Here is a 26,012-nt window from a genome sequence, read left to right as displayed (position 1 = left end):
GTAAGATCTGATTGACATCCACACCAGACTCATCAGTTGGTAACGGATTTAAACCCGCAATGTCCAACTCAAAATCCTGTCTTAATAATTGTAATAATGTGGAGTTAAAACGCGGTTCATCATCATATATAAATAGTCGATAACCGGTTTTAGCTGTCTCACGGGTGATTTGCACTGGAATTAGTAGAAGCGGTGCTTTAAAGGTACGTTTCGAACGTTCTGACTCTTTCCATTCTAAAAAGCCAATTGCAAGAAATAATGTATTCGCACCACCTTCTTCCAAAGCAGTCCGTGAAGCACGATAGACTTCAATCAACCGCTTTTCCAATAAAGGTGTTTCAAGTGGACTAAATAATAATTTTCTAGACAGGCTTTCATCGACATATTGGTCGATATGCTGGCTTTCATTGTCGCGTTGAACATCTTTAAGCGAAATACTTTCAGTGCTCTTAAATAAAAAGCCTTCCTGATTCGCCAACGCATCTTCCAGTTTGCTTAAGGTAAGTTCAGAGCACTGTAAGGGAATACTGTAACGATTATCTTTAAAGTTTAAGAGCTTATTGCGAAGACTTAAATCCAATAAACGACGTAGCCAACGGTCAACTCGCGTAGTTTTATTTTCAATGGGACGTTCAATATCGTAAACAGGAATAGATGCAGATGCCCATTCTATCTCAGTTTCATCTAGATGATTTCTCTTCTCCAAATAAGCAGCAATTGGTTTAATACCACGTAATCGAGACTGCCGCACATCAATTGCAAGATAGAATTCATTTTGGCGGGATTCATCCTTAATGTATTGTTTCGCTGTTTCAAGTGCCGAAATAAATTTTGCTTGTTGTGTGATTAGCGTCGTTTCTATAAAAACAATCTCACCTAAATCGTAACGCTTTCTTAAAAGCTGAATATCATCAATGATTAAATCAGCATTGGGCGTTTCATTTAACCAGACCCCAAGATATGCATGTCGCTCTTCAATAATAACCAGAGTATCTAAACCAATCTGTTCCGCCAAGGCACTTAACAACAATGTGGAGTCTAAACAGCATGCTAGTTTTTCTTCAAAAACTTGTTTTGCCAAACGGACGCGTTGCCCTGCTTTTACAAAACTTGCAGGGCTTACAATGTAATGAATCTGTTGCTGTAATAACGACTCCCAGAGGGCATTCAACTGAGATAAAACAGCATCCCGATCTCGCTCCAGATAACCAGTTAATGAACCTGATTGCTTGTTTTTTAGAATTTCACTGGCTTTAACCAGAACGGGGCTGAGGGCTGCTGCATTGGGTTGCGAAAAACTGGCCAACAATTCAATTGGCTGACGTTCCCCACCCCATGTATCAATGGTCAACAGATCAATCTCTACCTGTTGTTCTGCTAGTACCTCGCCTTTTTCATTTACCCAAACGGCTTCGATACGCCCCTTTATATTTTCAGGTAACTCTTGCAATAACTTGATATCAAAAACTAATTTTGGCTTATCAAGTGCCAAAACTTGATTAGCCGCCAGATTTGCAATATGAATGGTGTGTGCTTTGAAATATTCTGGATTAGAACGCAGAATGACTTTTGAATCGGTAATATTGTCTATAGATGAGATTAAGATTTGTCTGATTAGAGGGACTGAATTTTGCTGTAAAACAAAATTTAAAGCTGAAGTGCAATCAACTTGTAATGAATATTTAGAACCAAGTTGTTGTTTACTTTCAACTTCTGACATTATTTTCCCCTTATCGATTTTATAGGATCTAATTAAAGACATGCTTAAAAATTAAAGTCACAATATTAAATGATTTATCTCATATTTAAAAATTAAACCTGATATTGAACAAATAAAGCTTATACATATAAAAACAGCCTATTCATGGTCGGCTGTTTTTTATCACTTCAAGCTATTTGGTGTATTTTTGAATCGCTTCGCTTACTTCTAGACCAGAATGATAAGCACCATGTACCGTTCCGGCTCCAAATGAAGCCAAATGTTCGCCTGCAAAAAATACTTTGTTCTGGATAGGTTGCTTAAGTATTTCAATCTGATCTGACGTCTGCCCAACAGAATGATAACTAAAAGAGCCTTCTGAAAATTGATCTTTCCCCCATTCAGTCTTAAATATCTGTATTGGTTGAGGAATTTTATCAAAAATGAGTGCTAAAGATACTTTAATGTTGTGCCAAACCTCTTCACAACTTGTATCTTCAAGCCAAGTTGCAGATGCACCACCGAATAAAAATAATAATGTTGGCTGATGATAAAGTTCACTCACATCTAAAAAGTTGAGCCAACCATGCTGGTTATGAATATAGATGTTTTTGCTTTGGTCATATTGTGCCGATTTCCAAAAATTTTGATCAAAACTCACAAAAAGTTTATTAAACGTGCCAAATCCTAAATGGTTAATGACCTGCTTTTTTTCTTGAGATAAATCTGGAAAAAATTGGAGACGCTGCTTTTTAAGCACGCCCAATGGCACAGTAACAATGACCTGACTTGCACAGAAGCATTCGGCATTTTCAGTAAAAATTTGAATTGTATCTTGAGTATAGTCAATCTGTTGAACAACTTTGTTGGTCAATACCGTAATGTTTCTAGACAAGAATTCGATTACCTGTATATAACCTTGAGGAAAAATAACTTCATCTCCAGGGTAATACCCTTCATTTTTCCAAAATTCAGCAGATAAATGCGCTAAATCACTTGCACAAGGGTCTTCCGCTAATAGATTAAAAAAATCAAACAGCATTTTTTTCAGTTTTATCACTGCTTGTTCATCGAGATCAAACTGCGTGTTTATATACAGCAAAAATTCTTCTTCATTCATCCACAGTTGTAAGGCTGCTAATGCATGAGGATAGTGCTCATGTGGATCAATTTCTTTAAACCGATTCAACAAATAGTCCAGACTTGTTTCAAAAATTAATTTTTCTTCTGAATTAAAGGGTTGCTGTTTACCTTGGTAGTAAATGGACTGATCATAATTAAATACGGTAGTTTGAATCTGATTATGCTGAACAATGTTCCAGATTGGATTATTTTCAATCCCATGAATCCATGAAGCACCAAGATCATAACACTCGTGCTTAATTTCTTGACTAAAAATGCGACCGCCCAATCTATCTCTGGCTTCTAAAACCAGTACCTTTTTCCCCATCTTTTTCAGTTCACGCGCAGCTGTCAGGCCTGCTACACCAGCGCCAATTATAATAATAGGCTCTTGACTTGTATTCATTGGAAAATCACCTTTAGCGCACTTAAAGAAATGATTAAGGCCGCATTGAAATGAAAAAAGCAGCATGTATGTCACATGCTACTTCTGGTATTCAACTACAGTCTTAATATTAATCTAATGCTTTTATTAAATTAACTAGTTAAAATTAATGATTACCGTTTTAATCCGATTACCATCCATCTCGGTCACTTCAAAGTTTAAGCCTTGATAATCGATAACTGTGCCAGCGTCAACGATCCCATCCCGCTTATCTAAAATAAGTCCAGACACGGTAATGTATCCTGTTTCATCATCAATTAAATCTACCCCGAGCTGTAACTCGAGTTGATACAAATCTAAGGTGCCGGATGCTTTCCACGTTGTTTCCCCCACCTTGATCAATTCAAGCTGCTCATCTGCATCGGGAAACTCACCTGCAATTGCTTCAAAAACATCCAAAGGGGAAATTAAGCCCTGTACATTGCCAAATTCATCATTGACTAAAACCAATGAACCTTTCGATGTACGTAATGTATTGATGACATCAATGACTTTCATCTTTTCAAAAATAAAAATCGGTCGCTGTGCTTTGATCAGAGATTTTAATTCTGCTTCATCATCCAATACATCCAAAATTTCTTTTGCACGAACGACACTTAACACCTTATCTAAGCTGCCACGGCATACTGGAAATAAGCTATGCGGGACAGATAAAATTTGCTCGCGTATTTTTTCTGGAGTTTCATTGATATTGATCCAAGAAATTTGGCTGCGTGGTGTCATGATCGATGCAACAGATCGTTCTGCCAGCATTAAGACGCCCCCAATCATATAACGTTCTTGGTCAACAAAGGTGTCTTGTGCTTCTGCATGCTGCAAAGGACTTGTCGTGGTCGTTTCTGATTTCCCACCCATCAACTTTAAAATCGTATCTGCAGTACGATGACGTAATGGAATCTTAGATTCATGCTTTGATCTATTCCGTTGTGTGAATTGATTGAATGCTTCAATGACAATCGCAACACCAATACCTGAGTAGATATAACCTTTAGGAATATGGAAACCAAAACCTTCGGCAATCAAGCTAATTCCAATTAACAATAAAAAGCTTAAGCAAAGAATAATCACCGTTGGATGTCGATTGACAAAGCTGGTCAATGGTTTCGAGGCGAGCAGCATCACAAGCATTGCCACGACCATTGCGACCATCATGACATAGATATTATCGACCATACCAATAGCTGTAATGACGGAATCTAATGAGAATACAGCGTCCAGAACAACAATTTGTGCCACAACTGCTGTGAAACTTGCATAAACGACATTGGTTGTAATCTTGACTTCAGGTTTACCTTCCATTCGTTCATGTAATTCACTGACTGCTTTATACAGTAAGAATAAGCCACCAAATAAAAGAATCAGATCACGACCTGAAAAAGACCAGTCGAAAATAAAAATAAGTGGTTTTGTTAAGGTGACTAACCAAGAGATGGCGAACAATAGACCTAAACGCATAATCAATGCGAGAGATAAACCAATGACTCTGGCCTTATCCCGTTGGGAAGGAGGAAGTTTATCTGCCAAAATGGCAATAAAGACGAGATTATCAATCCCTAAAACAATCTCTAAAACGATCAGAGTAAGCAAACCTACCCAAATCCCAGGATCTAATAAAAATTCCATTATTTACTCACTAAACAAAAATAAGGAGTCATGAAACTGTACTTTAAGATCTTCCCAGGCGAAGGATCCATATATATTGACCTTTTCTACAATAGTTGCCTTGATTATGCCTAAGTTTTAAATGCTAAGTTTATATTTTTAAAAAAATTAAAAAAACATAAATGAAGTTTAAAAAAGCAATAAATATCAGATTGATATGTTTAATAAGACGTTATAGAACTTGGCATAAAATATTGAATTAGAATAATTACTTACAAAATTATCTAGTGCTCGGATTTGAAATGACGCTCGATCATCAACGCCACTTACTATTTGTTCAACGGTTAGAAATCTATATTTAAGCCATTCGAGCAGCACAAATGCGTGGTGAAATACGTGCAGGCGATGCCAAGGAAATCAAAAATTTTCTGCTCTGTGGTATTCTTGAATAGGCTTGGGGAAATCCAAAGAGCTTAAAAGAAATGACTATCGGTGCACTCATCCTTGGATTGAGGTAAGAACTATGCTTGCTAAAACATCAACGCCTGAACAAATTCCACACTTATTCCAAATGGCTTGGAATGAACATGACATGGCTGCTTTTGCTTCATTGTTTTGTGAAGATGCCAGTTTTGTAAACCGCTTTGGACACTATGTGAAAGGTGTTGATGAAATTATTGCCATGCACGCTCCAATCCATGCAACGATATATCGTGACTCTACTCTTCAGAACGAAATCATAGAGCTAAACCCTATCTCAAATGAGGTTACCCTCATCCATTTCTGGAGTCGTTTAAGTGCAGGTCTTGCACATCCGGCTGGACCACATCAGGTAGATACCCTGATTCTCTGCGTACTCACCAAACAAAATGATGCATGGTTCATCCGTGCTTTGGAGAATGTAACGCTCACCAATCCGCGAACTGGACAAACCATTTTAAGAGATCACATCTAATCTAAATTACATTTTCAAATGTGATTTATTTGAATGAAACATTTGCCTCATTTAGGTTATATATTGAATGATAATGATTAGATCAGAACAAATAGCCACCTTTATTGGTGGCTATTTAGATATGAAATTTTTAAGAATTAGAAGTTAAAGGTCCACGCCAACTGCGCTGTACGCGGTGCTCCAAGGAATAGATAATCATCTCCAAAGAAACTCCCTGCATCTCGCCAGTATTTTTTATTCAACACATTATCAACATTAAAACGAAGTGTATTGTCATAACCATAAGCACGGAAATTATAAGCAGTACCGAGGTTAAATACGGTATAGCCAGAAACTTTGGCTGTCGCCGTTTTATTGGCATATTTACTGCTGCTGTACTGCATGCCTGCCAATAAACGTAATCCATCCATTTGTGGAACTTGATACGATAGATAACTGGCAAAGCGAACCGTTGGTACATTCTGGGTTTGATGCCCTTGGTATTCAGCAACGTCTAGGTCTTTTAAACGTGAACGGGTAAGTGCCAAGCTTGATGTTATATCAAGATTTTGCCCCAGCCGTCCCTGTAGACCGAGTTCCAGACCGATATTATGCTGTTGACCTTCGCTAATATAATAATTGTCTGCGTTGGTATATTGATGATCCTGTTTTAAATCAAACAATGCCGCCGTAAAAAGTACATCTTGCCATTGCTGTTTAATCCCCAATTCATACTGTGTTGAATGTACCGGCGCTAAAGTTGCAAAAGCATTTCCCGCGATCCCTTTTTCTGGATTTCCTGTAGCAAACCATGGCGCTTGTCCGCCATCACTTAGACCTTTGGCATATGAGGCATATACATGGGTATGTTCCCACGGCTGATACATCAACGCCAATTGCGGTAAAAAACGATTAAAATTGGTATCACGAATGTTGTTGCCATCTACATCATAAGCATGTTCATTTAAATGTAGTAGTTTCCCACCCGCAAGAACTGACCACTCTTTATTAAAATCAATATGATCGAGTAATGTTATTGCTGTTTGCTGGCTTCTTAATGATGTATAACGATTACCTAAAGTTGCATTAGATGGCGTAAAGGTCACACTATCGGTATATATGTTTCCTGTTCCAATTAACTCATTAAGAGCATTGTGCTGAGCATGGCGTTTATAACTGTGTGATAATTCTAAATTGAGTGTATGTTGCCAAGTTGCAGTGTTGAATTTACCACTTAATCCTGTCTTAAACTGATTGGTTAAATAGCTATCATCTGGGTTGCGGAAATCATAGATATCATAATTGCCGTGTTGATCAAAGCTATTCCCTAATCCTGTGGTTTGACATATTTCGCTATCACAACCCCAAGCAAATGAAGAAAAATCATCGACCACGACACGGCTTTGAGATGCACTCAGATTCGCAGTCCAGCTGTCATTCACTTGATAAATATATTTTAAACCCGTGTTAAGACTTTCACTGGTGATTGGGCTACTCCAGCTTTGATAACCCAATAAACGATCCCAATCCACGCCAGTAGGCACAGTTTTACCATCCAGTAATTGATAGCCAGGCACTGATCGTTGGCGTTGGCGCTGTGATTCAAGATCAAATTCAAGCTTTGAACGATCTGAGATTTTCCAATCCAAAGCCACAGAACCAAATAAACGCTGACCGTTAGCATGCTCAACATTTGGATGAAGCTCTTCTTTCGCCACATTCACCCGATAACCCAATTGCTGATCTGGTCCAGTTAGACCACCAATGTCCGTTGCAATACGATTACCGCCGCGACTATCGACTTCAACCGTAATTGACTGGATATCTTTTGGTCGCTTGGTCACATAGTTCACCACACCACCTGGTGTAGACATCCCACTTTGAATGGCACTGATGCCTTTTAATATTTCAACTTGTTCTTTATTTTCAAGTGCAACGTTCTGCTCGCCGCGTAATAAATTACCATTCAGTAAATAACTTGATCCCAAGTTAAGGGCAAAACCACGCATCATAACATTTGGATAATAGCCAATTGGCGCATAACCATCGCCAACCGCTGCATCATTTTTCACAACATCTGTCAGGGTTTTGGCATGTTGGTCAGCAATGCGTATAGCTGTCACGGTGCTAATCGATGCAGGAATTTCCGCAAGCGTTTGCTGAGTAAAGCCTGATAAATTGACTTTAGGCTGATAATAGCCCTCTTCCCCTGTTTGTGCTTTAACCGTAATTGTGGCCAGACGGGCTGTATCACCTTCGGTTTCAGCATATACGATTCCAGAGCTGAGGCTTAGATAAGAAAATGAACCTACAGCCAGTAATGCTTTTTGTAAACGAGAAAATGGATACGTTTTCACAGTTGTTGTCTAACCCCAAAAGAGAATGATACAGCTTAAACTTTGCGGGCATGAGTATTCACAATTTTCTCAGATTGAACAAGCATGTTTTTCAATATATCTATTTTAATTAAGGTTGAAATTCACTGGTGGTCGTATTGAAGCAACATTCAAGTGAAAATACGGAATCTGCTGTGGCATCACATATTGACCAAAGGATAAAACCAGCATATAAAAAGTTAAGCTTGCTGCTCATTTAAGCAATTCAGAACTTTTTACAAGCTTTTAAACATGAATAAACAGTGGAAATAATTGATCCAATTCAGAGCATATAAATGATTAAAACTAGTCAAATTTATCCATCCCTGATGGTTACAACACTTTTAGTTCTGAGCTCGACTGCCTGTTTGGCAAAAAATTTAACACTTTTACTTGATCAAAATAATGAACAATCATCGATTCAAATTACTGCTACTGAATTTATTGAAAAGAACAGCATAAAAACAATTGCAAATAAGCGTTATCAATATTTTTCTGTTAAGAAAGCAGATGGAATGATCTATGAGGCTTATATCGTCCCATGTGCACCTGACTATTTAGTAAATCTAGATAAAAATGAAGCTAAGACGCTTCAGCAATGTACAGATCAAGTCATCAATGCAGTCGATGAATTAATGCACCAAACCAAAAATTCACTTCTGCATTTCAGCGGCACACAATATGTTTATGATGGATACGAAGACTCCAGCCAATATCACTACTATTCTTTTTTTAATGTAAAAAATTACTCTAGATCAAATGATGGTAAGCGACCGCTGCTTGGGGTGATCTATCGCTGTAAAGTCAAAGCATCAGCAAAGGCATTAAAGCCTTTTATCGAACAAGCCAAAAACAGTTGTGCCAATACCATGATTGAAGCCTCATAGCATTGGATGATCAAGGCTGGCTACGATTTTTCATATTTACAACTGCTCAAGATCATCAAAGGCTCCACACATCGACCCCATTAAAACCATCATATAGATGCTTATAAACAAAACTAACAATAAATCGAATGTGCTGTTAAATTTTGAAGTATTTCACTTTATCAAATTAATGTCCTCGTAGGCTGAATTTATTCCAATTCCATATTGTGAATAACAATCATTCTCAAATATACTTCAGATCAATTTAAAAGCAATCTCAGGGTGAGATCAAAGGACATAAGATGAAAAAAGATAGTATGTTTTTTAATAGGAAAAATGACGTAAGAAATATCATTCCCCTTTTATCGATTGGTGGATTCATCTTCTTCTCAAATTCATCCTTTGCGGCCTCTACAACCGAAGTAATAAATCCAGAAAAAAGTTCAGAAGTGCTTCCTACCATTACAGTTACTGCCTCGCGCGCAGATGAGTTATCTTCTTCGGCTAAACAAGTCACCAAGCTCGATGAAAAACAAATCGAGCTGTTAAAAAATGCCTCATCAGGCAACATTGCGACAGTATTAGCCAAAGTCGTTCCAGGATTATCGGATTCGAGTCGCACAATTACAGATTATGGACAAACATTACGTGGTCGTAATGCCTTGATCTTGGTCGATGGCGTTCCGATGAATTTAACACGAGATACCTCAAGAGGACTTTCGGCAATTGATCCAGAAAGTATTAGCAGTATCGAAGTCATCCGTGGCAGTAATGCCATTTATGGCAGTGGTGCATCTGGTGGAACTATTTCAATTACCACCAAAGCCGCAGGTGGTGAGCCAACAGCAAAAACAGTCATTGGACTGCAAACAGGCTTAACGAATCTTCGTTCCGATGCCTTAAGCAGTGACATTCATCAATATTTCTCTGGAAGCCTAAATAACTTCGACTATGCGCTCGATTTTGGTTATCAACGGATTGGCAGCCCATACGATGCACGTGGAAGACGGGTTGCACCTGAACCAAGTCAAGGCGACCTGTTTGATGCAGATGCCTATAGTATTGGTGGTAAACTTGGCTATCATCTTGATGACAATCAGTATCTACAATTTGCAGCAAATTATTATAATGCGGAACAGGATTCAGACTATGCCTCTGACCCAAGCGTTGCTCAGCTCCCTGCGGGTACTGTACCAGCCAAGGCAATCAAAGGTCTGAAATTAAAAGACCAGAATAAAAATGAAAATCAGATCTACAATTTAACCTATACCCATAAAGACTTTTTCGGCAATAAAGTCGATGCGCAAATCTATTATCGTGACTTTTTTACCCGCTTCGCGCCATTTGATGCGCGTAAAGTCGCGACACGCGGTGGACAAGTTGATCAGGTCTATCAAGAGAATAATGTGCTTGGCAGCCGCTTAACCGTCAATACGCCACTTGAGTTCTTAGGTGATACCTCACTGGTTTGGGGCGGAGATTTTAGCCGCGAAAAAAGTGAAATGCCTTTAGATACCTTTGACCCTAAAATTTACGACCAATCTGGTGGACTCGAGTTTGTTAAAACTGGCAAACTGATCTATCTTCCTGAATTAACTACTCAAAGTATCGGTGGATTTGCTCAATTGAAACATCGTTTCAATGAGCAATGGTCAGCAGAAATAGGTACACGTTATGAAGACAGTTATGCCAAGATTGATCGTTTCGTCCCTTTATCTCAATTAGGTAAAACAGACCCTTATACGGTCAAAGGCGGTAAAGTAAAAGCAGATGCATGGCTCTACAATGCCAATGTCACCTTTGCACCAACTGATGAACACTCTATCTATGCATCTTTTAATCAAGGTTTCCAACTCCCCGATGTCGGTATTGTGATACGTAATGCGACCGCAGGCTTTAACCTCGCATCATCGTTCTTAGAGCCTGTAAAAGTGGATAACTACGAGTTAGGCTGGAATGGTCATTTTAATAACTTTAGCTCTAGTCTTGCAGTGTTCCACTCCACTTCAGATCTGGGTGGTGTGCAATCCTTTAATAATGGTTTGATACTTACTCGAACCAAAGAAAAAGTGACGGGTATTGAGGCAACACTTGATTATCTTGAAGATGCCAAAGTGTGGGGAGCTGGCGGCAGTGTGACTTGGATGAAAGGCCGAGAAACGCCACAAAATACCAATACCGAACAAGATATGACGGGTTACCGGATCCCTCCTTTAAAAGTAACAGGTTACATCTCTTATAGCCCAACAGATACTTGGACCAACCGTATTCAAGCAACCTATTTTGGCTCAGAAGATTATCGCTTGAATGGGGTAAATAGTTTTGGCCGCTATGATGTCAAATCATATACAACAGCAGACTTACTGAGTAGCTTTGCACTAAATAAGAAAGATACCATGACCATCGGTATCGAAAATATGTTTAACCGCCAATACTATCCACTCTATAGCCAACTTATGAGAAACAGCAACAATACCAGCCACTTAGTCGCAAATGGTGTGACACTGAAAGTTTCTTATAGCCATAAGTGGTAATTTAAAAAGTAATAGTCGCTTAGCGCGGCTATTACTTAATTCTATAAGCGCTTCAAATTTCCCTTTTTGTTCAGTTATTGTGCCCTAATAATAGCAAAACCATTCAATACTATGATGTATCCATCGTGATCAAAGGTAGGATTCATTCAGGACAGTGTCTTGCTCGTTCAACTAGAGAGCCAGCTGCCTATCTAAATGATTTAAGTCTATATAAAGTAATATTTTACCTATTCTAACCAAGATCAAAAAATCTTAAAAATTAATATAATGAATTGTATTTAATAAATTTATTAATAAATATTTTCCTTTTAACTCAAATAACAGCTGTTTAAAAAATCTTAAAAATTGCCTTCTTTTCGCTATTTTTAATTTCTTTTTTTCACCTTATGCTGAAAGATTAAATGGATGAAGCAAAAAGTCACACTGCTTTTTGAATTTTTGCATTCAATAGATTGGAGCAATAAGTTGAGTAATAAATTACAGTCTAAAAATGCTGGAATACAATTCCCCATTCAATCTGGTAAAAAAACACCGAGTACGACAGATACTGCAAAACAGATTTTATATGCAGCCCTTCACAGTGTTAATTCTCCCTATACATCCCAACTCAAAACCGAGAAAAATTGGAGAAAGCAATATCCATTTTATTTTCAAGAACTTGTCAAAGTTGGAATTAGCTCTATCCATCACCCACTGTTGATTGCGCAACATGGACTTGAAGCAGCTCAAGACCTGTTTATTTTTAATCGGGCTGGTCATGAAACAACATTAGCACAAGCAATGACGCAGATTGATGAGCAACCTTTTGATACTTACATTCTCAAAGGTACTGGCAGTGCAGAGATTGAGCCTTGGTCTATTCCTTTTGAAGGAAAAAAACTACAAGGACAGGCATTATTAGCGCAAATTGATTGTTGGGAACAACAACAAATCATTGAACCAAGTCATGCAAAAGCGTTACGTCTACTTCAGGCTCATCCTGAATGGTTTGATTTATCTACACGGACGATGGTGCTTTTTGGTGCAGCATCAGAGGCAGGGCCGCTCAGTTGGCTTGCAAAATGGCGCGCCAATATTGTCGCCATTGATTTACCAAATCCTAAAATCTGGGAAAAGATCACTCAAACCGTTCAACAAGGCAATGCCACTTTAATTGCACCACAACAGACTTTAGCCCATCAGGAAAAACAGCTTGGTGCAAACTTACTGACTCAAACACCAGAAATTGCCAATTGGCTCAAAACATTTAAAGGGCCTTTAGATCTTGCTGGTATTGCCTATCTGGATGGTGAGAAACATGTTCGTGTTTCTATTGCCATGATTAGCATTATGGAACAAGTGAGCCAGAAAAAACCGGATAGCAGCATTATGTTTATGCTGACCCCAACCGATATCTATGCAATTCCAAAGTCTGTGGTTCATTCGATTCAACAGAAAACACAACAGCGCCCAGTATTAGAAAAATTACTGACCAAATCAATTCACAATGTTTCGTTGAGCAACTTTTTTAAACCGAATCTTGAACAACTGATTGCTTCAGATAATGGGCAACAGTACGGTATCTCGGATTGTATGGTCATTGAACAAGGTCCGAACTATGCACTTGCCAAACGAATGCAACAGTGGTTTGCAATCCAAACCCGTGCACGTGGTCAAAAAACTGTAATCAATATTGCACCTTCGACCACGACACACTCAGTGGTTAAGAATCCAATCCTGAAAGCAGCTTTTGCGGGTGCTGATTTATTTAAAGTTGAAACCTTTAGTCCTGAAACCACCAATGCCATTATGGCTGCACTCTGGGTTCATGATCTGAATAATCCCGACAGTGCAACAAATCCTGAAAAGCAACTAGCACACCCACTTGAGCTGATCATGGAAAATGCTAATCATGGTGGTTTATGGCATGTTCCTTATTTAGCGAGAACAGCTTTGCCATTTGCAGCAGCCTACGGTTGGATCCGAAATAAGTTCTAACCCATCTTTTCTTTTAATGGGACTAGTTGTTTTACAAAGCACTGGTTCCTATTCTTTTTTGACTAAAGTTTCAGCGTTTCCCTTCTATCAATCAGTTGATGGTGTAGCAAACGCTCGAGAGCATTTTAATATCAATTTGTAAATGATTATCATTAGCGTATATAATGGGTGAAATTTCACGAATAACGATGAGCATATTGAAAATGACCCAACAAGAAACAATCTCAGATGATAAAAAACTGCTTAAACAAAATGATCATATGAGGACTTTGGAACAAATTGAGCTGACGATCACCGCGATTTCTAGACCATTTCCAAGTATTCTAAGATTACGAGGTAAAATTGATACTGTTCAACCAGATATGTGGGAAAAACCAAATCTTGCTGTTCGTATCGGGGTTGCTCAAGACGCTGAACAGAGCTTAATCACCCGTGTTTATACCATTCGCTCATTTGATCCTGACCGACATGAAGTTGAAATTGACCTCATTGAACACGAAGATGAAAGTCCAGCAATGCAATGGATACACTCTGCTAAGGTAGGAACCAAAACCCAATTGATTGGACCAAGACCTCATTTTGTTCCTGACTTTAATACAAAAAAGCATATTGTTATGTTTGCTGATGAGACCGCACTTCCTGCGCTTTATTCTATCCTTCAATTTTGGCCAGAAGACATCCATGCCGATATTTTTATAGAGAGCAATGAGCCGAATATCCTTGAATACTTGCCAAAACATAGTCAAGTACACATGCATTTACTTCTTCGCAAACATCAAGATCAAGCTGGAAAAATGGGGCTGTTGCTTAAAGCAGCTTATCAATTTAGAGAAACAGACAATATTGCTGTTTGGGCTGCATGTGAACGAAATGAAGCCAGAGCGATTCGTCAATTCTTTGTAGAAGAAAAGTCTCTTGCGAAAAAAGATGTTCAAGTCACAGGCTATTGGAATGTTGGTCTTTCAAGTAGTATTTTAGATGAAGTGCGATTTGAATATTATCAAAAACATATCAATGCTGGAAAAACTTTAGAAAGCTTTGATGATTTAGATATGCCCGTGTAATTAGATGCATTACCAATTTAGAAAAAAATAGATCAGTATAGATGCTGATCTATTTTTCTTCGCGGTCAGAACTTCATTTTTATACAATGGATCGCCCGAAACGCTATTGGCTTTATCATCTGGTAAAAAACCTTTTTTATTATGAAGAAAAAGTTAATTATTCCCTTTAAAAAAGGAATTTCTTTGTTATAGTATTTATCCAGTGATTTCCAGAAAGAGATCAATCGGGTGTTGATGATTGGAAGGTTGCTAGGCTTCTATGCAATCTTTTTACAAATCGCTGTATTCTTACAGCCATTACTGCCAGAGAAATATCAAGTTTCTCCAGTATGTGAAACTATTGCCCAAGTTTTATTACAAGACCATTCTTCTTCATTCCATAGCCATCATACAACAGATCAGCAGCATGTGCTTATCTCACCACATGATATGGAACATCAACAGCACTCCTTTTCAGCTGAAGTAACAACACGGTCAAACCATCACCACCATCATGATGCCAACCATCAGTGTCAATACTGTGTGGTATACAGCCATGTACTACCTCTACCTGATATTGATCTGCGACACATCCTGATCAGGATTCAGGTTCGGTTTCTTGCCTTTATTGAAAACTATTTCCATGTTTTCTTTCAGCTTCAGCAACTCTTTCTCACCCCTCAAGGTCGAGCACCTCCACTCTTAATCTCATTCTGACTTGAAGCTCAAAACTTTTTGGTTTTGAAAAACTTATATTTTCAAGAGATTAGAGTAATGTTTTGTTTTTTAAATCATACCTGTAAATTGGTAGGAACATCTGTAGCTATACCTTTAGCTCATCAGTTACAAGATGAGGTGTGGTCATGACTTTAGGTTTTACCGCACTCGAACTGGCACGTATACAATTTGCCTTTACCGTTTCTTTCCATATTATTTTCCCAGCTATCTCCATCGGATTGGCCAGCTTTTTAGCGGTTTTAGAATGGCGTTGGCTACGTACCAAAGATCCGATTTATAAAGATCTGTTTAAGTACTGGATCAAAATTTTTGCAGTTGCTTTTGGTATGGGCGTTGTTTCAGGCGTGGTCATGAGTTACCAGTTTGGGACCAACTGGAGCGAGTTTTCCCGTGTTGCAGGGAGTGTTACAGGCCCATTACTCACTTATGAAGTATTGAGTGCCTTCTTCTTGGAAGCAGGTTTCCTCGGCATCATGTTGTTTGGTTGGGGACGCGTTAGTCCCAAAGCGCATTTCTTTGCCACCTTGATGGTTGCGATCGGCACCTGTATTTCCATGTTCTGGATTTTGTCCTCCAACAGTTGGATGCAAACCCCTCAAGGCTTTGCCATTGAAAACGGGATTATTGTGCCAACCGATTGGTGGGCCATTGTGTTCAATCCCTCTTTCCCGTATCGACTGGTACATATGGCGATTGCTGCTTTTATGGTTGCGGCACTACTCGTTGCTGCAACAGCGGCTTGGCATTTACTCAAAGGCCGTCGTGATGCCTTGGTCAAGACCTCATTCTCGATGGCAATGTGGCTTATTCTTGTGTTAGCCCCTTTGCAAGTCTTTGTTGGAGATGCCCATGGCTTAAATACTTTAGAGCATCAACCTGCAAAACTTGCTGCAATGGAGGGTCATTGGGAGACCAACTATGATGAAGGTATGCCGTTGTACTTATTTGGCGTTCCTGATATGCAAGAAGAACGTACCAAATATGCTATTGCAATTCCAAACCTAGGCAGCCTGATCTTAACCCATTCTATGGATGGGACTGTCAAAGGTTTAAAAGACTTTGCACCTGAAGACCGACCAAACTCGACCATTGTATTCTGGAGTTTCCGTGTCATGGTGGGTTTAGGCATGTTAATGCTGTTACTTGCCTTTACTGGTGCTTGGCTCAGAAAAACTGGAAAGCTGTTTGAAAGCAAATGGTTTCATCGCTTTGCTTTAGTCATGGGCCCATCCGGATTTATCGCCGTATTGGCAGGTTGGTTTACTACTGAAGTGGGCCGTCAACCTTGGGTGGTGTATGGGGTAATGCGCACCAAAGATGCCCTTTCTCCTGTTTCAGCTGAACAAGTTGGTCTGACCCTGATTATTTTTGTGGTGGTGTACTGTGTTGTGTTTGGTATCGGGATCTACTACATGCTGAAACTGATGCATAAAGGTCCTCAATTCGTTGAGGCGGTTGATCTTCAACCTGCAGGTCATGGGCATTTCAAAACGCCTATGCGTCCTTTAAGTGCTGTCGATGAAAATATCGATACACCAGACTCAAGCAAGGAGAAACACCATGATTGATTTATCTCTGATTTGGGTTGGCATTATCGGCCTTGGTGTTCTGATCTATGTCATTTTGGACGGCTTTGATCTCGGGATTGGCATTCTGTTCCCTTTTATCAAAAGCAGTGAAGAACGTGATGTGATGATGAATACCATCGCACCTGTGTGGGATGGTAATGAAACATGGATGGTACTCGGTGGTGCTGGCCTATTCGCTGCCTTTCCACTGGTCTATTCAACGGTGCTTTCAGCCTTGTATATGCCGATTATCTTGATGGTAATTGCACTAATTTTCCGTGGTGTGGCCTTTGAATTTCGCTTTAAGGCCAATCGCACCAAATATTTATGGGATCAAGCCTTTATTTGGGGATCAGTTCTCTCCAGCTTTCTACAAGGCGTGATTCTGGGCGCCTATATTCAAGGCATTCAAACCACCAATGGTATTTTCTCTGGTTCAGGCTTGGACTGGCTGACTCCATTCGCTCTGTTTACAGGGCTGGGTGTGGTTGCGATGTATGCCGCTTTGGGCTGTGGCTGGCTAATTATGAAAACTGATCATAAGTTACAAGATCAGATGTATGGATTGATGCCTAAACTGATCATCTTGCTGTTTGCGGTCTTTGCAGGGGTGAGTCTATATACCCCACTCACCCATCCTGAAATTGCAGCACGTTGGTTTGCCTTGCCAAATCTACTGTACTTTAGCCCAGTGCCGATCTTGGTGTTGTTGTTTACCTTCCTGATTTTAAAGGCATGTCAACAACGTCAGGATTTCAAGCCGTTTATCTATACTTTGGCGCTTGTGTTTTTGGCCTTTACTGGATTTGTCATCAGTCTCTGGCCGAATATTATTCCGCCATCCGTTACCATTTGGCAAGCAGCAGCACCACATTCAAGTCAAAAGTTTGCTTTGGTTGGTGCATTGATTCTGATTCCGATCATTATCGCCTATACCATCATGTCGTACTGGGTGTTTAGAGATAAAGTACGGGTTGGTGATACGGGCTATCACTAGGAGGCGATGTCATGAAACTATCTAAGACACAATGGTTTATTGTACTTTGGCTCGCTGGATTCTTCGGTTTATTGGTTATTGCCATGTTCTTTAGAGTGTTGTTAAAACTCGCTTATTAAGCTGAATTTTGTTCTTTCAATTCAAAAGACTATACTTCGGTATAGTCTTTTTTCCAGTAAGTAACTGATCACTTTTTATTTACAGTGCTTTGGTAAAACTGATCAATCGCATCCACCATTTGTGATAAATAAGACTGTTCTATCAGCAGAATTACAACAATTTGTTATCACATATTCGATATTAGATTACCAAGTCAGTTTAAGAAAAAAATAAGATCAAGCCTTAAGCATAATTGGCTTACAATGCAATCAGAGTTTCCGACCAAGTAAAATTCAGAACAGTTAAAAAGCATGCTAATATCCAAATGCTGACAATACACTATGTCAATTTATTTGGAAGGGTTCCAATATGCTAAAAACACAACAAGTTAAGATAACACAAGAATTCGATGCGCCAGTAGACAAGGTCTTTGCAGTGCTCAGTGAACATGAAAACCTCAGTAAAATCTTTGCACCTGCAAAAATTACGCGTATCAGTAATGGTAAGGATGCACGAAATGGCGTGGGTTCTGCACGTAAAATGTCGATCCCTTTAGCCCCTTCTTTTGTAGAAACCAACTTGGTCTATCAAGAAAATGAATTGATTGAATATGCAATAACTAGTGGAATCAGCCCGATTAAAGCGCATCGAGGAATCATGAAGTTTAGTGATTTAGGCGCAAATCGTAGTCGATTGGATTACACCATTAGCTTTAAAGGACGTGTTCCTTTTATTGGCCCAATTATTAAAGCCGCCCTACAAAACGGGATCAATCGTGGGCTTAAAAAACTGAAATTTTGATGTGATTGATGAGTATCTCCTTGACAGTTTAACTCTCTGTTAACGTCAAGGATGATCTGCCTGAACTATGATCCAACTATGCTGAGTTGTTCTTTTCGAGTTGCTGAATGGTCTGGATTTCGCAGTAAAATTAATGCAGAGATTGCAGCCAATAAAATCATTGGAATACTGGATGCAATTACCACAATTTCACTTTGTCCCGTTCCCAATAAATAACCTGCCACCAATGGGCCTGTAACTGCACCTAATCGCCCCACAGCAACAGCAGCACCAACCCCTGTTCCTCGCATTTCCGTTGGATAATATTTTGCTGCTAAGGTATATAAAATTGACTGGCAACCAATCACAAACATCCCGCAACTTGTCGCAAACAAGATGAAACTTGACGCGCTATTGGAGTAAGCCAAACCAATTAAAGAAGCCAGAATGCCGGCATAGACACTGGCAACGATAAAGAATTTATTGAATCGATCCAGCATCAAACCTAAAATCAATACACCAATTGAACCGCCTAAATTAAAACCAATCTGGATATAACTGGCTTGTTGTTTATTGAGTCCTAGTCCAGAAATTAAAGTCGGTAACCAATTTTGAAATAAAGCCAAAACCAGCAACGTACCAAAAAAGCTGAGCCAAAGACTGGAGGTGACCACAAAGCGAGGTTTGGCAAACAGTACCGACAACACACTTTGTTTTTGTGCTGTGACCTGAGGGGTTTTATTTAAATATGCTTTTGATTCAGGTAAAAATAAAATCAGGATAGGTACAAGAAGTAGAGGTGCGATCCCACCAATATAAAAGATATGCCGCCATTCATGATCTGCGGTTAGCGATAAAGCCACCACTGAGGTTAAGACCCCACCGATCGGCATACCACAATACATGGCACTGACCGCTGTTGCTTTATATTTTTCAGGTACCGCTTCAGAAACCATCGTAATAACAATCGGTAAAGCCCCACCCATACCTAAACCAGTCAGAAAACGGACTAAAAGTAAGGAGTTTAACTCCCTAGTAAAAGGAGTGAGTAAGGACATCAAGCCAAAAATGGCGATCGAAGTAATAAAGACCTTTTTACGCCCTATCGAATCAGCAATTCGTCCCGCAATCAATGCCCCAGGTAATGTTCCTAACACGGCGGCACTAAATACCCATCCCATCTCGGCACTATTTAACAACATTTCTGCTTTCATCCGCGGAGCAGCAACGCCCATAGATTGCAAATCGAATCCTTCAATAATCGCAAAAATAAAACAGAGCACTAATGTGATTATGATTGCTTGTTTTGAAGCCCCTGCCTCTACATTGGTCTCTTTTAACATTGTTATCTTCCCTTTTTTGCTTCTTCCAGTTGATTTATCTAAAATTCCAAATATAGATTTAAAGATCTTTATGACCGTTAAAAAGACTAGCAGAGCAAATATAGTTACGCAATATGAATTAAAATTATGCAATATGTAATTCATACAGCTCAAGGAATTTCATTTGAAATACAAGAAAAATACCATTTTAAAATCCCTACTCTTGGCACCTGTTCCTTTGCTGTTTTTTATGACCGTTGTTTTTATCCTACTGAACAGTGAATTTAAACTGAGTTCAATCTTTACTGTGATTGCTGGACACATACTGGTTTATTTGGCTTATTGTCTTTTAGCCGTCCCTTTATCATTTTTACTCTCACTGCTCTTGAATCATTATCAGTATTTAAATTTTTTCACGATCTGTCTTAGCGCATTAATTATGGCGGTACCTTTTTTCATTCTTTTAGGTTGGGGCCACACAGGTCAACTTCCTGAGCGATGGTGGTTGGTCTATGCAGATATTTTTGCCTTATTTATTGCGCTGATTCCAGCAGTCTGTTACTGGCTGTTTTTAATTAACTTTAGATCTGATCAAAGAACAAGCCAGCTTGAGTCATAAAATCTTAGCCAAATCAGATAAATGCTGAATGGTATGGGTGATATTTAATTGCAACTTATTCGGTAGATTGTTGGGATTATACCAACAGGTCGAGATCTGACATGAGGCTGCACCGTGCATGTCAGCTTCGAGACTATCCCCAATAAACAGGACTTCCTCTTTGGCGATCTGACTTCTATGCAAACATGTTTCAAAAAAACGTTGATCTGGTTTTTCAAAACCAATGTCATCAGAAATATATAAATCAGAAAAATGTGGTAATAAACCTGCCAAATCTAAACGCGCTTTTTGTTGACTCAGTATGCTGTTGGATGCAGCAAAGAGCTTATATTTTTGACTTAAATAATCAATGGTTTCAGCAGCACCAGCTTCGAGGGTATGCTCTTTGGCTAAATTTCCCTGAAAAGTATCGCGGAAATGATCATGATTAAGTTTAACATTTAATGCTCGGAATAATTCTTTAAATCGATTATTAATCACATCCTGTACCGTAATTTGACCTCGCTTCTGCTTCTCCCACAAATGATGATTAATCTCTTTATAGGTCGAATAGGTCAAATCATCATGATCTAGATTAAACTCAGCAAAAGATTGAATAAATGCAGAACGATTGGCAACGCTAAAATTCAGCAAAGTATCATCAATATCAAAAAATATAGCCTTATACATCTGAGCAAACTTATAACCGAAGCAAATCTTGAAATAATTTTATTATACCGAGAGATCAAAGAGCAAGCCGATGCGACTTGCTCAGTAGCCGATATTCTATTCTGACAATGCGCTCAATCTTTATCTCGCATCCACATCCAGAGCAATACAGCTGCCATGCAGGCAATCAAAGGATAAACCACCCATGGATGTGGAATAGTCCAGATCATAATGCCAGCTGCAATGCTCATGCTTACGGTCGAGATATATTTTGCTTTTTTGGGGATACGTCGGTTTTCTTGCCACTCATGAATAATCGGTCCAATCCAACGATGGTTGAGAAACCATTGATACAGCTTTTCAGAGCCTCTCGCTGCAAAGAACACTGCCAACAGAATGAAATCAACCGTTGGTAGACCAGGAATAAAAATCCCCAGAATACCTAAGCCGATGCATAACCAAGCCAGACAGATAAATAATAATCGCCACCAAACCGAACGCGCTAACTTGCTGACTGGCTGCGGTGATTGCGACAACAGTTCTGTTTTCACATCATTATCCATACGATGAATGCGCTCCATACCAAGTTATACCTCTGCTTTTCATTGATTATTTCAATTCGTCGAGCTGGTCCAATGCCTTACCAAAATAGCCAAAGGCATCTAGCGCACCTTGTACAACCCGATCCTGTAGCACCTGATCAAAAGCAGCCTCATCCAGTGCTTCCACAAAGCGTTTCCACACTTTCGCCCGACCTTCTGGATAAGCCGCCAGATTTCGTGCTGCAAAGGTTTCCGAGAAACCTAACTGCTTCTGCGCTTGTTTAAACAGAAATGCGGCACCTAAAGTTGAACCTTCTGACACATAGATCCAACCCAGTGCTTCAGGTAATTTAACTTCTGCACTTTGTAATGCCTGACCTGCGGGCTGAATACCCAAATCCTGCAAATCATCGAAGGCTTGTTTAGAACGACCACGGATGCCCAAATCTGGAATCAGTCCAGCGACCCCGTCTTGTTCAAAAAGATGCTCAATTTCCTGCTGGAAATAATATTGCGACAAGGTAAATTGGGCGTATTTCTCCTTGCTTGAAAATACATCTGCTTGCGCCATTAACTGGTGCATACGCTCATGTTCTGCCGCTGTTTCCTGCTTTAAACGCTGAGAAAGGCTATTGGCAATCATTTGCTCTGTTGCTGCGTTCATCATCATTCTCCTAAAAAAGAATAGTATTCATCGGTTAACGACTACGACTAAGTTTGAGTTGCACGGGGAAATCCACAACAACGGTCACTGCACGACCGTTGACTTTGTAGGGTTTGAATTTGGACTGGCAAGCAGCCTGTAGAACACGCTGATCTAGGCTGCTAATGCCTGAACTTTGTTTGATTAGAATCTCGATGGGCTGACCGTTTTCATTGATGCGTAGCCGTAATTCAACCACACGGTTTTGTTGTTTAAGTTCCCGATCATCGTAAGCAAGCTTGCCAAAGCTCAATACATCAACACGACTAACTTGAACAGGTTCATCACGATCAACTTGGCTTTCAGGTGCACGAGCCAATTCCTGTTGTATTGCTGCTGTATTTACACCACCCGACTGGGATTGAAGCTGTCCAGTTTGTTGTTTCTGACTGAGCGGATTTTCGGTCAACATCTGTGATAACTGATCCGCTTGGGTAGCTTGTTTCACTTTATTTTCTGAAGCTTGGGCCGCTATTGCTGCTGTAGACTTCGCGGCTAAAGTCGCAACTTTATGGCTGCTTTGTGGCTTGGGCACTTCATGCACAGCACTCTGGCTGGTTATTACTTTTTGTTCTGTGTTTTCAGTATTGGTCAGAGCAGCGCGAGTGCTTGTTTGTTTTTCTAACGCAGATATTGTTGATGCTTGGGCAACTTCAACTTTTGCAGTTGCTTGAGGTGATGCATGTTCTGAAGCTGATAAAGATACAAAATGCACTTTCAACGCATTCACTTTGGGTGAAGCTGCCAAAGTATAAGGCTCAATAAAATGGCTCAAAGACCACAATCCCAATAGATGCAAAACAATAACCAAAATCACGGTGAGCCACTTTTGCTGAGTGCGCGAATAGAGCCAAACCATGGGCTCTTTATTCGTCAATACATCACCTAGATCGAAGAATTTTGATTTCATCGCCATCCCCCTAGAAACGGTGCTCAAGCTTTAAGCTGATATTATGTTTGTCGTAGGAATACAACCAATCCACATTGCTGTTATTACGGTTATAGCGATAGGTCAGGTTCGGCGTCATGCCATAGAATTTGAAACGAGGCATTTGCAATACAAAGGTGTAGTTTTGCTCAAAATCTTGACGACGTGTCTCAAATGCTGCCACGTAACGATCAAACTGACGCCAACGATAGGAACTGAACAAGGTGGTGTTTAATCCAATATTCCACGGTTTGCTCAGACCCAAACGAACACCTTGTTGCTGATAGGCTGCCATATATTTTTCTTGAGTATCGTGATCTAAGATATCCACACCACCAAACAGAGTCCATTGTTCAGGTAGGATTGTCCAAAAGGTCAGCATGGCGGAACTTTCTTTACCATCTAAAGTTTTATATGTTTGATAATTTAAATCTTTGATTTCAGCTTCAAGCTTGAGTGCTTTATCGGCGGAGATAAAGCGCATCCATTCTGCACGCGCGCCCCAAGCATTGTACAAACCATCATTGGCATAGCGTTTGTGCTCAAATAACGGTGCAATGGTGATTTGATTTTTTAAATCAAAAAAACTATAGCCTGCATTGATATTGAGGGTGGATTCATTAAAGTCGGCATGATCGTCATAAGACTGTCCATAAGCCAAACCACGTAAGGAAACCCCATGATTGCCATACAGAGAAAAGCGTTTCATTAAACTGGCTTCGTAGTCCACACCCGTTGCCGACTCAGCTTTAGGACTTCCACGGGTAATCTCCTGAATGGGGATCACATTGCCCTTTTGGTCAATGCCATACAACATCCAAGTTTTACTTTGTTCAGAAGAACTATTTAGATTCGTGGCATGGATTGGGCCAATCGCAACACTGCCTTGCCATGCATCACGCTGATCAAGTGCTTTAACAAACAAATTAACCGTTTGTTCAACCTCTGGTGGAATCACACCACGATCACTCTGCCCCAATTTGTTTTGAATCGAGGTAAAAAGGCGTGCTGCTTGTTTGTTCTTCTGCTGTTCAAACAGCACGCGCGCTAACTCAAGTTCACAAATAAGGTTATTCGGTTGTTTATTGAGACTGCTTTGAAATTTTTGTTCGGCTAATTTGAGCTGGCCTTGCGCACGAGCCAGTGCTCCCTCGGCAAAATCGGTTAATGCTTGGTCATAGCCATCATATTGTTGATAATGCTTTAGATAAACAGCAGCATTACCCCATTGCTTTTGCATAACAGCCAAATATAAAGCTTTTGCGAGGTCATCTTGATTTTTTGCAACTTCGAATACTTGACCGTTAATCACAATATTCGGTAGTTCATCGGTGCTTCGAATTGCACCTTGTTGTTGTAGTTGGTGCTGTTGTTGTAATAAATTCTGATCAAGGCTTTGATTCAGGCGAAGTTGTGTCTCATCATCTGCATGGAGTGATGAATTCGCCAATAAAATCAAACAGCACAGCAATGTTCTTTTCATAAAAACCGTAAAACAAAAGTAAAAAATCATTCAGTCATAAACAAGAAAAAGGAACCTACAGTTGTAGATTCCTTTCGCCCTGATTAGTTTTTCGCACCACCAAATGCAGTGTTGTAAGCAGCATTATTAAACTCGGCAATACCCGCTAAAGCTGCGGCATTTGCACCAAAGAAGTGTCCTTGAACAATACCTGAATTATTTAGCCCAGCCGTACCATTTGCACTTGCACCGCCACTGAATGCCGCAGTACCTGGATTAAATGTCACACCGTCCAAGCTTAAGCTTGAAACAGCAGTCCCTGTTCCAGTTAATGACCCTTCTAAAGTGCCTGCACCAAAGTTAGCAGTTAAATTACCACTTAACAGATTGGTTGCTGAACCATTAATCCCTGCAACGGTATAAGTCGCCGTACCAGAAGTCGGTACTGTCGTATTGGTATTGTCACCTGCGTAATAAACAGTATGACTTGCATTTGCTGCTGTATCGCCCGCTTTCCACCATTCACCAAAATAGACTTCCTGTGTGCCCACCTGACCAAAATTGAAATTACCTAAGGCACTATGTGAAGGTGGCATTGCCGAAACAGGAATATGGGAGATATTAAAAGTTTTAGTACCGACAGTAACATCAGTATTGCTTGCACCGCGTGCAGAGAACGCTTGTGCCAAACCTTTTAACGAGCTAAAACCTGTAAATGCATTGTATGGTGCACCAGCCGCTTGTACAGAAACAGCTGCTGCACCGCCTGGATGGCTGGCATTTGCAGCAGCACCAATAATGATATTGTTTTCATTACTTGAAGCACCATCAATACCTGCATGTGCAAACACAGCAGAACATGCAACAAGACCGATGAACAGTTGAGAGATTTTCATTTATTGTTACTCCATTTCTCTAAAGCTAAGTTATTGTTTCAATAAAGATAACGCTATCGTTATCTATTTAGTTATAGGAACAGTAAGATCTATAACCGCCCCTGGTTTTGTAA

The 26,012-nt window shown here is 39.8% G+C and carries 21 protein-coding genes; 10 read left to right on the top strand and 11 right to left on the bottom strand.

Features of this window, described 5'->3' with window-relative positions:
• The 3 genes from Aba26S_RS06100 to Aba26S_RS06090 all read right to left on the bottom strand — a co-directional run.
• The coding region (locus Aba26S_RS06100; protein ID WP_043970757.1) for a DUF4011 domain-containing protein at nt 1–1,720 on the bottom strand (1,720 nt) is incomplete at its 3' end.
• Between the two features lie 172 nt (nt 1,721–1,892).
• Entirely contained in the window at nt 1,893–3,227 is a 1,335-nt protein-coding gene (locus tag Aba26S_RS06095) for an NAD(P)/FAD-dependent oxidoreductase (RefSeq protein ID WP_043970755.1), read from the bottom strand.
• A gap of 135 nt (nt 3,228–3,362) precedes the next feature.
• On the bottom strand, nt 3,363–4,889 hold the full coding sequence (locus tag Aba26S_RS06090) for a TerC family protein (protein ID WP_043970754.1): 1,527 nt from the start codon (nt 4,887–4,889) through the stop codon (nt 3,363–3,365).
• A gap of 502 nt (nt 4,890–5,391) precedes the next feature.
• Between Aba26S_RS06090 and Aba26S_RS06085 the strand changes: the two genes are divergently transcribed.
• Nucleotides 5,392–5,823, top strand: coding sequence for an SgcJ/EcaC family oxidoreductase (locus Aba26S_RS06085; RefSeq protein WP_043970752.1), 432 nt, complete (start codon nt 5,392–5,394; stop codon nt 5,821–5,823).
• A gap of 137 nt (nt 5,824–5,960) precedes the next feature.
• Here the strand turns inward: Aba26S_RS06085 and Aba26S_RS06080 are convergent, their stop codons facing one another.
• Entirely contained in the window at nt 5,961–8,159 is a 2,199-nt protein-coding gene (locus Aba26S_RS06080) for a TonB-dependent siderophore receptor (protein ID WP_043970750.1), read from the bottom strand.
• Nucleotides 8,160–8,473: 314 nt separating this feature from the next.
• Between Aba26S_RS06080 and Aba26S_RS06075 the strand changes: the two genes are divergently transcribed.
• The 8 genes from Aba26S_RS06075 (at nt 8,474) to Aba26S_RS06040 (ending at nt 18,800) form a co-directional block, all read left to right on the top strand.
• Nucleotides 8,474–9,064 carry a hypothetical protein gene (locus Aba26S_RS06075; protein WP_043970748.1) on the top strand — a complete coding sequence of 197 codons (591 nt, stop codon included), beginning with the start codon at nt 8,474–8,476 and terminating at the stop codon, nt 9,062–9,064.
• Nucleotides 9,065–9,345: 281 nt separating this feature from the next.
• Nucleotides 9,346–11,577 (top strand): TonB-dependent receptor, encoded by a 2,232-nt coding sequence (locus tag Aba26S_RS06070; RefSeq protein WP_043970746.1) that lies wholly within the window; start codon nt 9,346–9,348, stop codon nt 11,575–11,577.
• A gap of 465 nt (nt 11,578–12,042) precedes the next feature.
• Entirely contained in the window at nt 12,043–13,554 is a 1,512-nt protein-coding gene (locus tag Aba26S_RS06065; RefSeq protein WP_043970776.1) for a hypothetical protein, read from the top strand.
• Between the two features lie 203 nt (nt 13,555–13,757).
• Nucleotides 13,758–14,618 (top strand): siderophore-interacting protein, encoded by an 861-nt coding sequence (locus tag Aba26S_RS06060; protein ID WP_043970744.1) that lies wholly within the window; start codon nt 13,758–13,760, stop codon nt 14,616–14,618.
• A 234-nt stretch (nt 14,619–14,852) separates the two neighbouring features.
• On the top strand, nt 14,853–15,314 hold the full coding sequence (locus tag Aba26S_RS06055) for a DUF2946 family protein (RefSeq protein WP_043970774.1): 462 nt from the start codon (nt 14,853–14,855) through the stop codon (nt 15,312–15,314).
• Between the two features lie 146 nt (nt 15,315–15,460).
• Nucleotides 15,461–16,903, top strand: a complete 1,443-nt coding sequence (locus tag Aba26S_RS06050) for a cytochrome ubiquinol oxidase subunit I (protein ID WP_043970742.1) — start codon at nt 15,461–15,463, stop codon at nt 16,901–16,903.
• On the top strand, nt 16,896–17,900 hold the full coding sequence (gene cydB, locus Aba26S_RS06045) for a cytochrome d ubiquinol oxidase subunit II (protein WP_043970740.1): 1,005 nt from the start codon (nt 16,896–16,898) through the stop codon (nt 17,898–17,900). Before Aba26S_RS06050 ends, cydB begins: the two co-directional genes overlap by 8 nt.
• 468 nt (nt 17,901–18,368) lie before the next feature.
• Nucleotides 18,369–18,800: an SRPBCC family protein gene (locus Aba26S_RS06040; protein WP_005241590.1), complete on the top strand. Its 432-nt coding sequence runs from the start codon at nt 18,369–18,371 to the stop codon at nt 18,798–18,800.
• A 65-nt stretch (nt 18,801–18,865) separates the two neighbouring features.
• Here Aba26S_RS06040 and mhpT read toward each other — a convergent pair whose 3' ends face one another.
• Nucleotides 18,866–20,122 (bottom strand): 3-(3-hydroxy-phenyl)propionate transporter MhpT, encoded by a 1,257-nt coding sequence (gene mhpT / locus Aba26S_RS06035; protein WP_043970738.1) that lies wholly within the window; start codon nt 20,120–20,122, stop codon nt 18,866–18,868.
• Nucleotides 20,123–20,285: 163 nt separating this feature from the next.
• On the opposite strand from mhpT, the gene Aba26S_RS06030 reads away from it, so the two are divergent.
• Nucleotides 20,286–20,720: a hypothetical protein gene (locus Aba26S_RS06030; protein WP_043970736.1), complete on the top strand. Its 435-nt coding sequence runs from the start codon at nt 20,286–20,288 to the stop codon at nt 20,718–20,720.
• Here Aba26S_RS06030 and Aba26S_RS06025 read toward each other — a convergent pair.
• The 6 genes from Aba26S_RS06025 to Aba26S_RS06000 all read right to left on the bottom strand — a co-directional run bounded on the left by Aba26S_RS06025 (nt 20,715) and on the right by Aba26S_RS06000 (nt 25,899).
• Complete coding sequence (locus Aba26S_RS06025) at nt 20,715–21,389, bottom strand: YjjG family noncanonical pyrimidine nucleotidase (protein ID WP_043970734.1); 675 nt, start codon at nt 21,387–21,389, stop codon at nt 20,715–20,717. The genes Aba26S_RS06030 and Aba26S_RS06025 overlap by 6 nt on opposite strands.
• A 113-nt stretch (nt 21,390–21,502) precedes the next feature.
• The gene (locus tag Aba26S_RS06020) at nt 21,503–21,949 is read right to left on the bottom strand and encodes a YbaN family protein (RefSeq protein WP_043970732.1); all 447 of its coding nucleotides are present in this window, start codon (nt 21,947–21,949) and stop codon (nt 21,503–21,505) included.
• 28 nt (nt 21,950–21,977) lie between these two features.
• The gene (locus Aba26S_RS06015) at nt 21,978–22,577 is read right to left on the bottom strand and encodes a biliverdin-producing heme oxygenase (RefSeq protein ID WP_096911078.1); all 600 of its coding nucleotides are present in this window, start codon (nt 22,575–22,577) and stop codon (nt 21,978–21,980) included.
• Between the two features lie 31 nt (nt 22,578–22,608).
• Nucleotides 22,609–23,523 carry an energy transducer TonB gene (locus Aba26S_RS06010; RefSeq protein ID WP_043970730.1) on the bottom strand — a complete coding sequence of 305 codons (915 nt, stop codon included), beginning with the start codon at nt 23,521–23,523 and terminating at the stop codon, nt 22,609–22,611.
• A gap of 10 nt (nt 23,524–23,533) precedes the next feature.
• A complete protein-coding gene (locus tag Aba26S_RS06005; protein WP_043970728.1) occupies nt 23,534–25,024 on the bottom strand; it encodes a surface lipoprotein assembly modifier in 1,491 nt (496 codons plus the stop codon).
• Nucleotides 25,025–25,107: 83 nt separating this feature from the next.
• Nucleotides 25,108–25,899: a Slam-dependent surface lipoprotein gene (locus Aba26S_RS06000; protein WP_043970726.1), complete on the bottom strand. Its 792-nt coding sequence runs from the start codon at nt 25,897–25,899 to the stop codon at nt 25,108–25,110.
• Between the last annotated feature and the right edge of the window lie 113 nt (nt 25,900–26,012).

The organism is Acinetobacter sp. NBRC 110496, from assembly GCF_000876115.1.
In the GTDB taxonomy this organism is placed as follows: Bacteria; Pseudomonadota; Gammaproteobacteria; order Pseudomonadales; family Moraxellaceae; genus Acinetobacter.
Note: the sequence above shows the minus strand (reverse complement) of the source record. Positions and strands in the feature narration are given on the sequence as shown.

Bases quoted from the DNA above. Each gene is read 5' to 3' on its own strand.
- Aba26S_RS06095 (WP_043970755.1), bottom strand. From the start codon at position 3,227: ATGAATACAAGTCAAGAGCCTATTATTATAATTGGCGCTGGTGTAGCA.
- Aba26S_RS06090 (WP_043970754.1), bottom strand. From the start codon at position 4,889: ATGGAATTTTTATTAGATCCTGGGATTTGGGTAGGTTTGCTTACTCTG.
- Aba26S_RS06085 (WP_043970752.1), top strand. From the start codon at position 5,392: ATGCTTGCTAAAACATCAACGCCTGAACAAATTCCACACTTATTCCAA.
- Aba26S_RS06075 (WP_043970748.1), top strand. From the start codon at position 8,474: ATGATTAAAACTAGTCAAATTTATCCATCCCTGATGGTTACAACACTT.
- Aba26S_RS06070 (WP_043970746.1), top strand. From the start codon at position 9,346: ATGAAAAAAGATAGTATGTTTTTTAATAGGAAAAATGACGTAAGAAAT.
- Aba26S_RS06060 (WP_043970744.1), top strand. From the start codon at position 13,758: ATGACCCAACAAGAAACAATCTCAGATGATAAAAAACTGCTTAAACAA.
- Aba26S_RS06055 (WP_043970774.1), top strand. From the start codon at position 14,853: ATGATTGGAAGGTTGCTAGGCTTCTATGCAATCTTTTTACAAATCGCT.
- Aba26S_RS06050 (WP_043970742.1), top strand. From the start codon at position 15,461: ATGACTTTAGGTTTTACCGCACTCGAACTGGCACGTATACAATTTGCC.
- cydB (WP_043970740.1), top strand. From the start codon at position 16,896: ATGATTGATTTATCTCTGATTTGGGTTGGCATTATCGGCCTTGGTGTT.
- Aba26S_RS06040 (WP_005241590.1), top strand. From the start codon at position 18,369: ATGCTAAAAACACAACAAGTTAAGATAACACAAGAATTCGATGCGCCA.
- mhpT (WP_043970738.1), bottom strand. From the start codon at position 20,122: ATGTTAAAAGAGACCAATGTAGAGGCAGGGGCTTCAAAACAAGCAATC.
- Aba26S_RS06025 (WP_043970734.1), bottom strand. From the start codon at position 21,389: ATGTATAAGGCTATATTTTTTGATATTGATGATACTTTGCTGAATTTT.
- Aba26S_RS06020 (WP_043970732.1), bottom strand. From the start codon at position 21,949: ATGGAGCGCATTCATCGTATGGATAATGATGTGAAAACAGAACTGTTG.
- Aba26S_RS06015 (WP_096911078.1), bottom strand. From the start codon at position 22,577: ATGATGAACGCAGCAACAGAGCAAATGATTGCCAATAGCCTTTCTCAG.
- Aba26S_RS06010 (WP_043970730.1), bottom strand. From the start codon at position 23,523: ATGAAATCAAAATTCTTCGATCTAGGTGATGTATTGACGAATAAAGAG.
- Aba26S_RS06005 (WP_043970728.1), bottom strand. From the start codon at position 25,024: ATGAAAAGAACATTGCTGTGCTGTTTGATTTTATTGGCGAATTCATCA.
- Aba26S_RS06000 (WP_043970726.1), bottom strand. From the start codon at position 25,899: ATGAAAATCTCTCAACTGTTCATCGGTCTTGTTGCATGTTCTGCTGTG.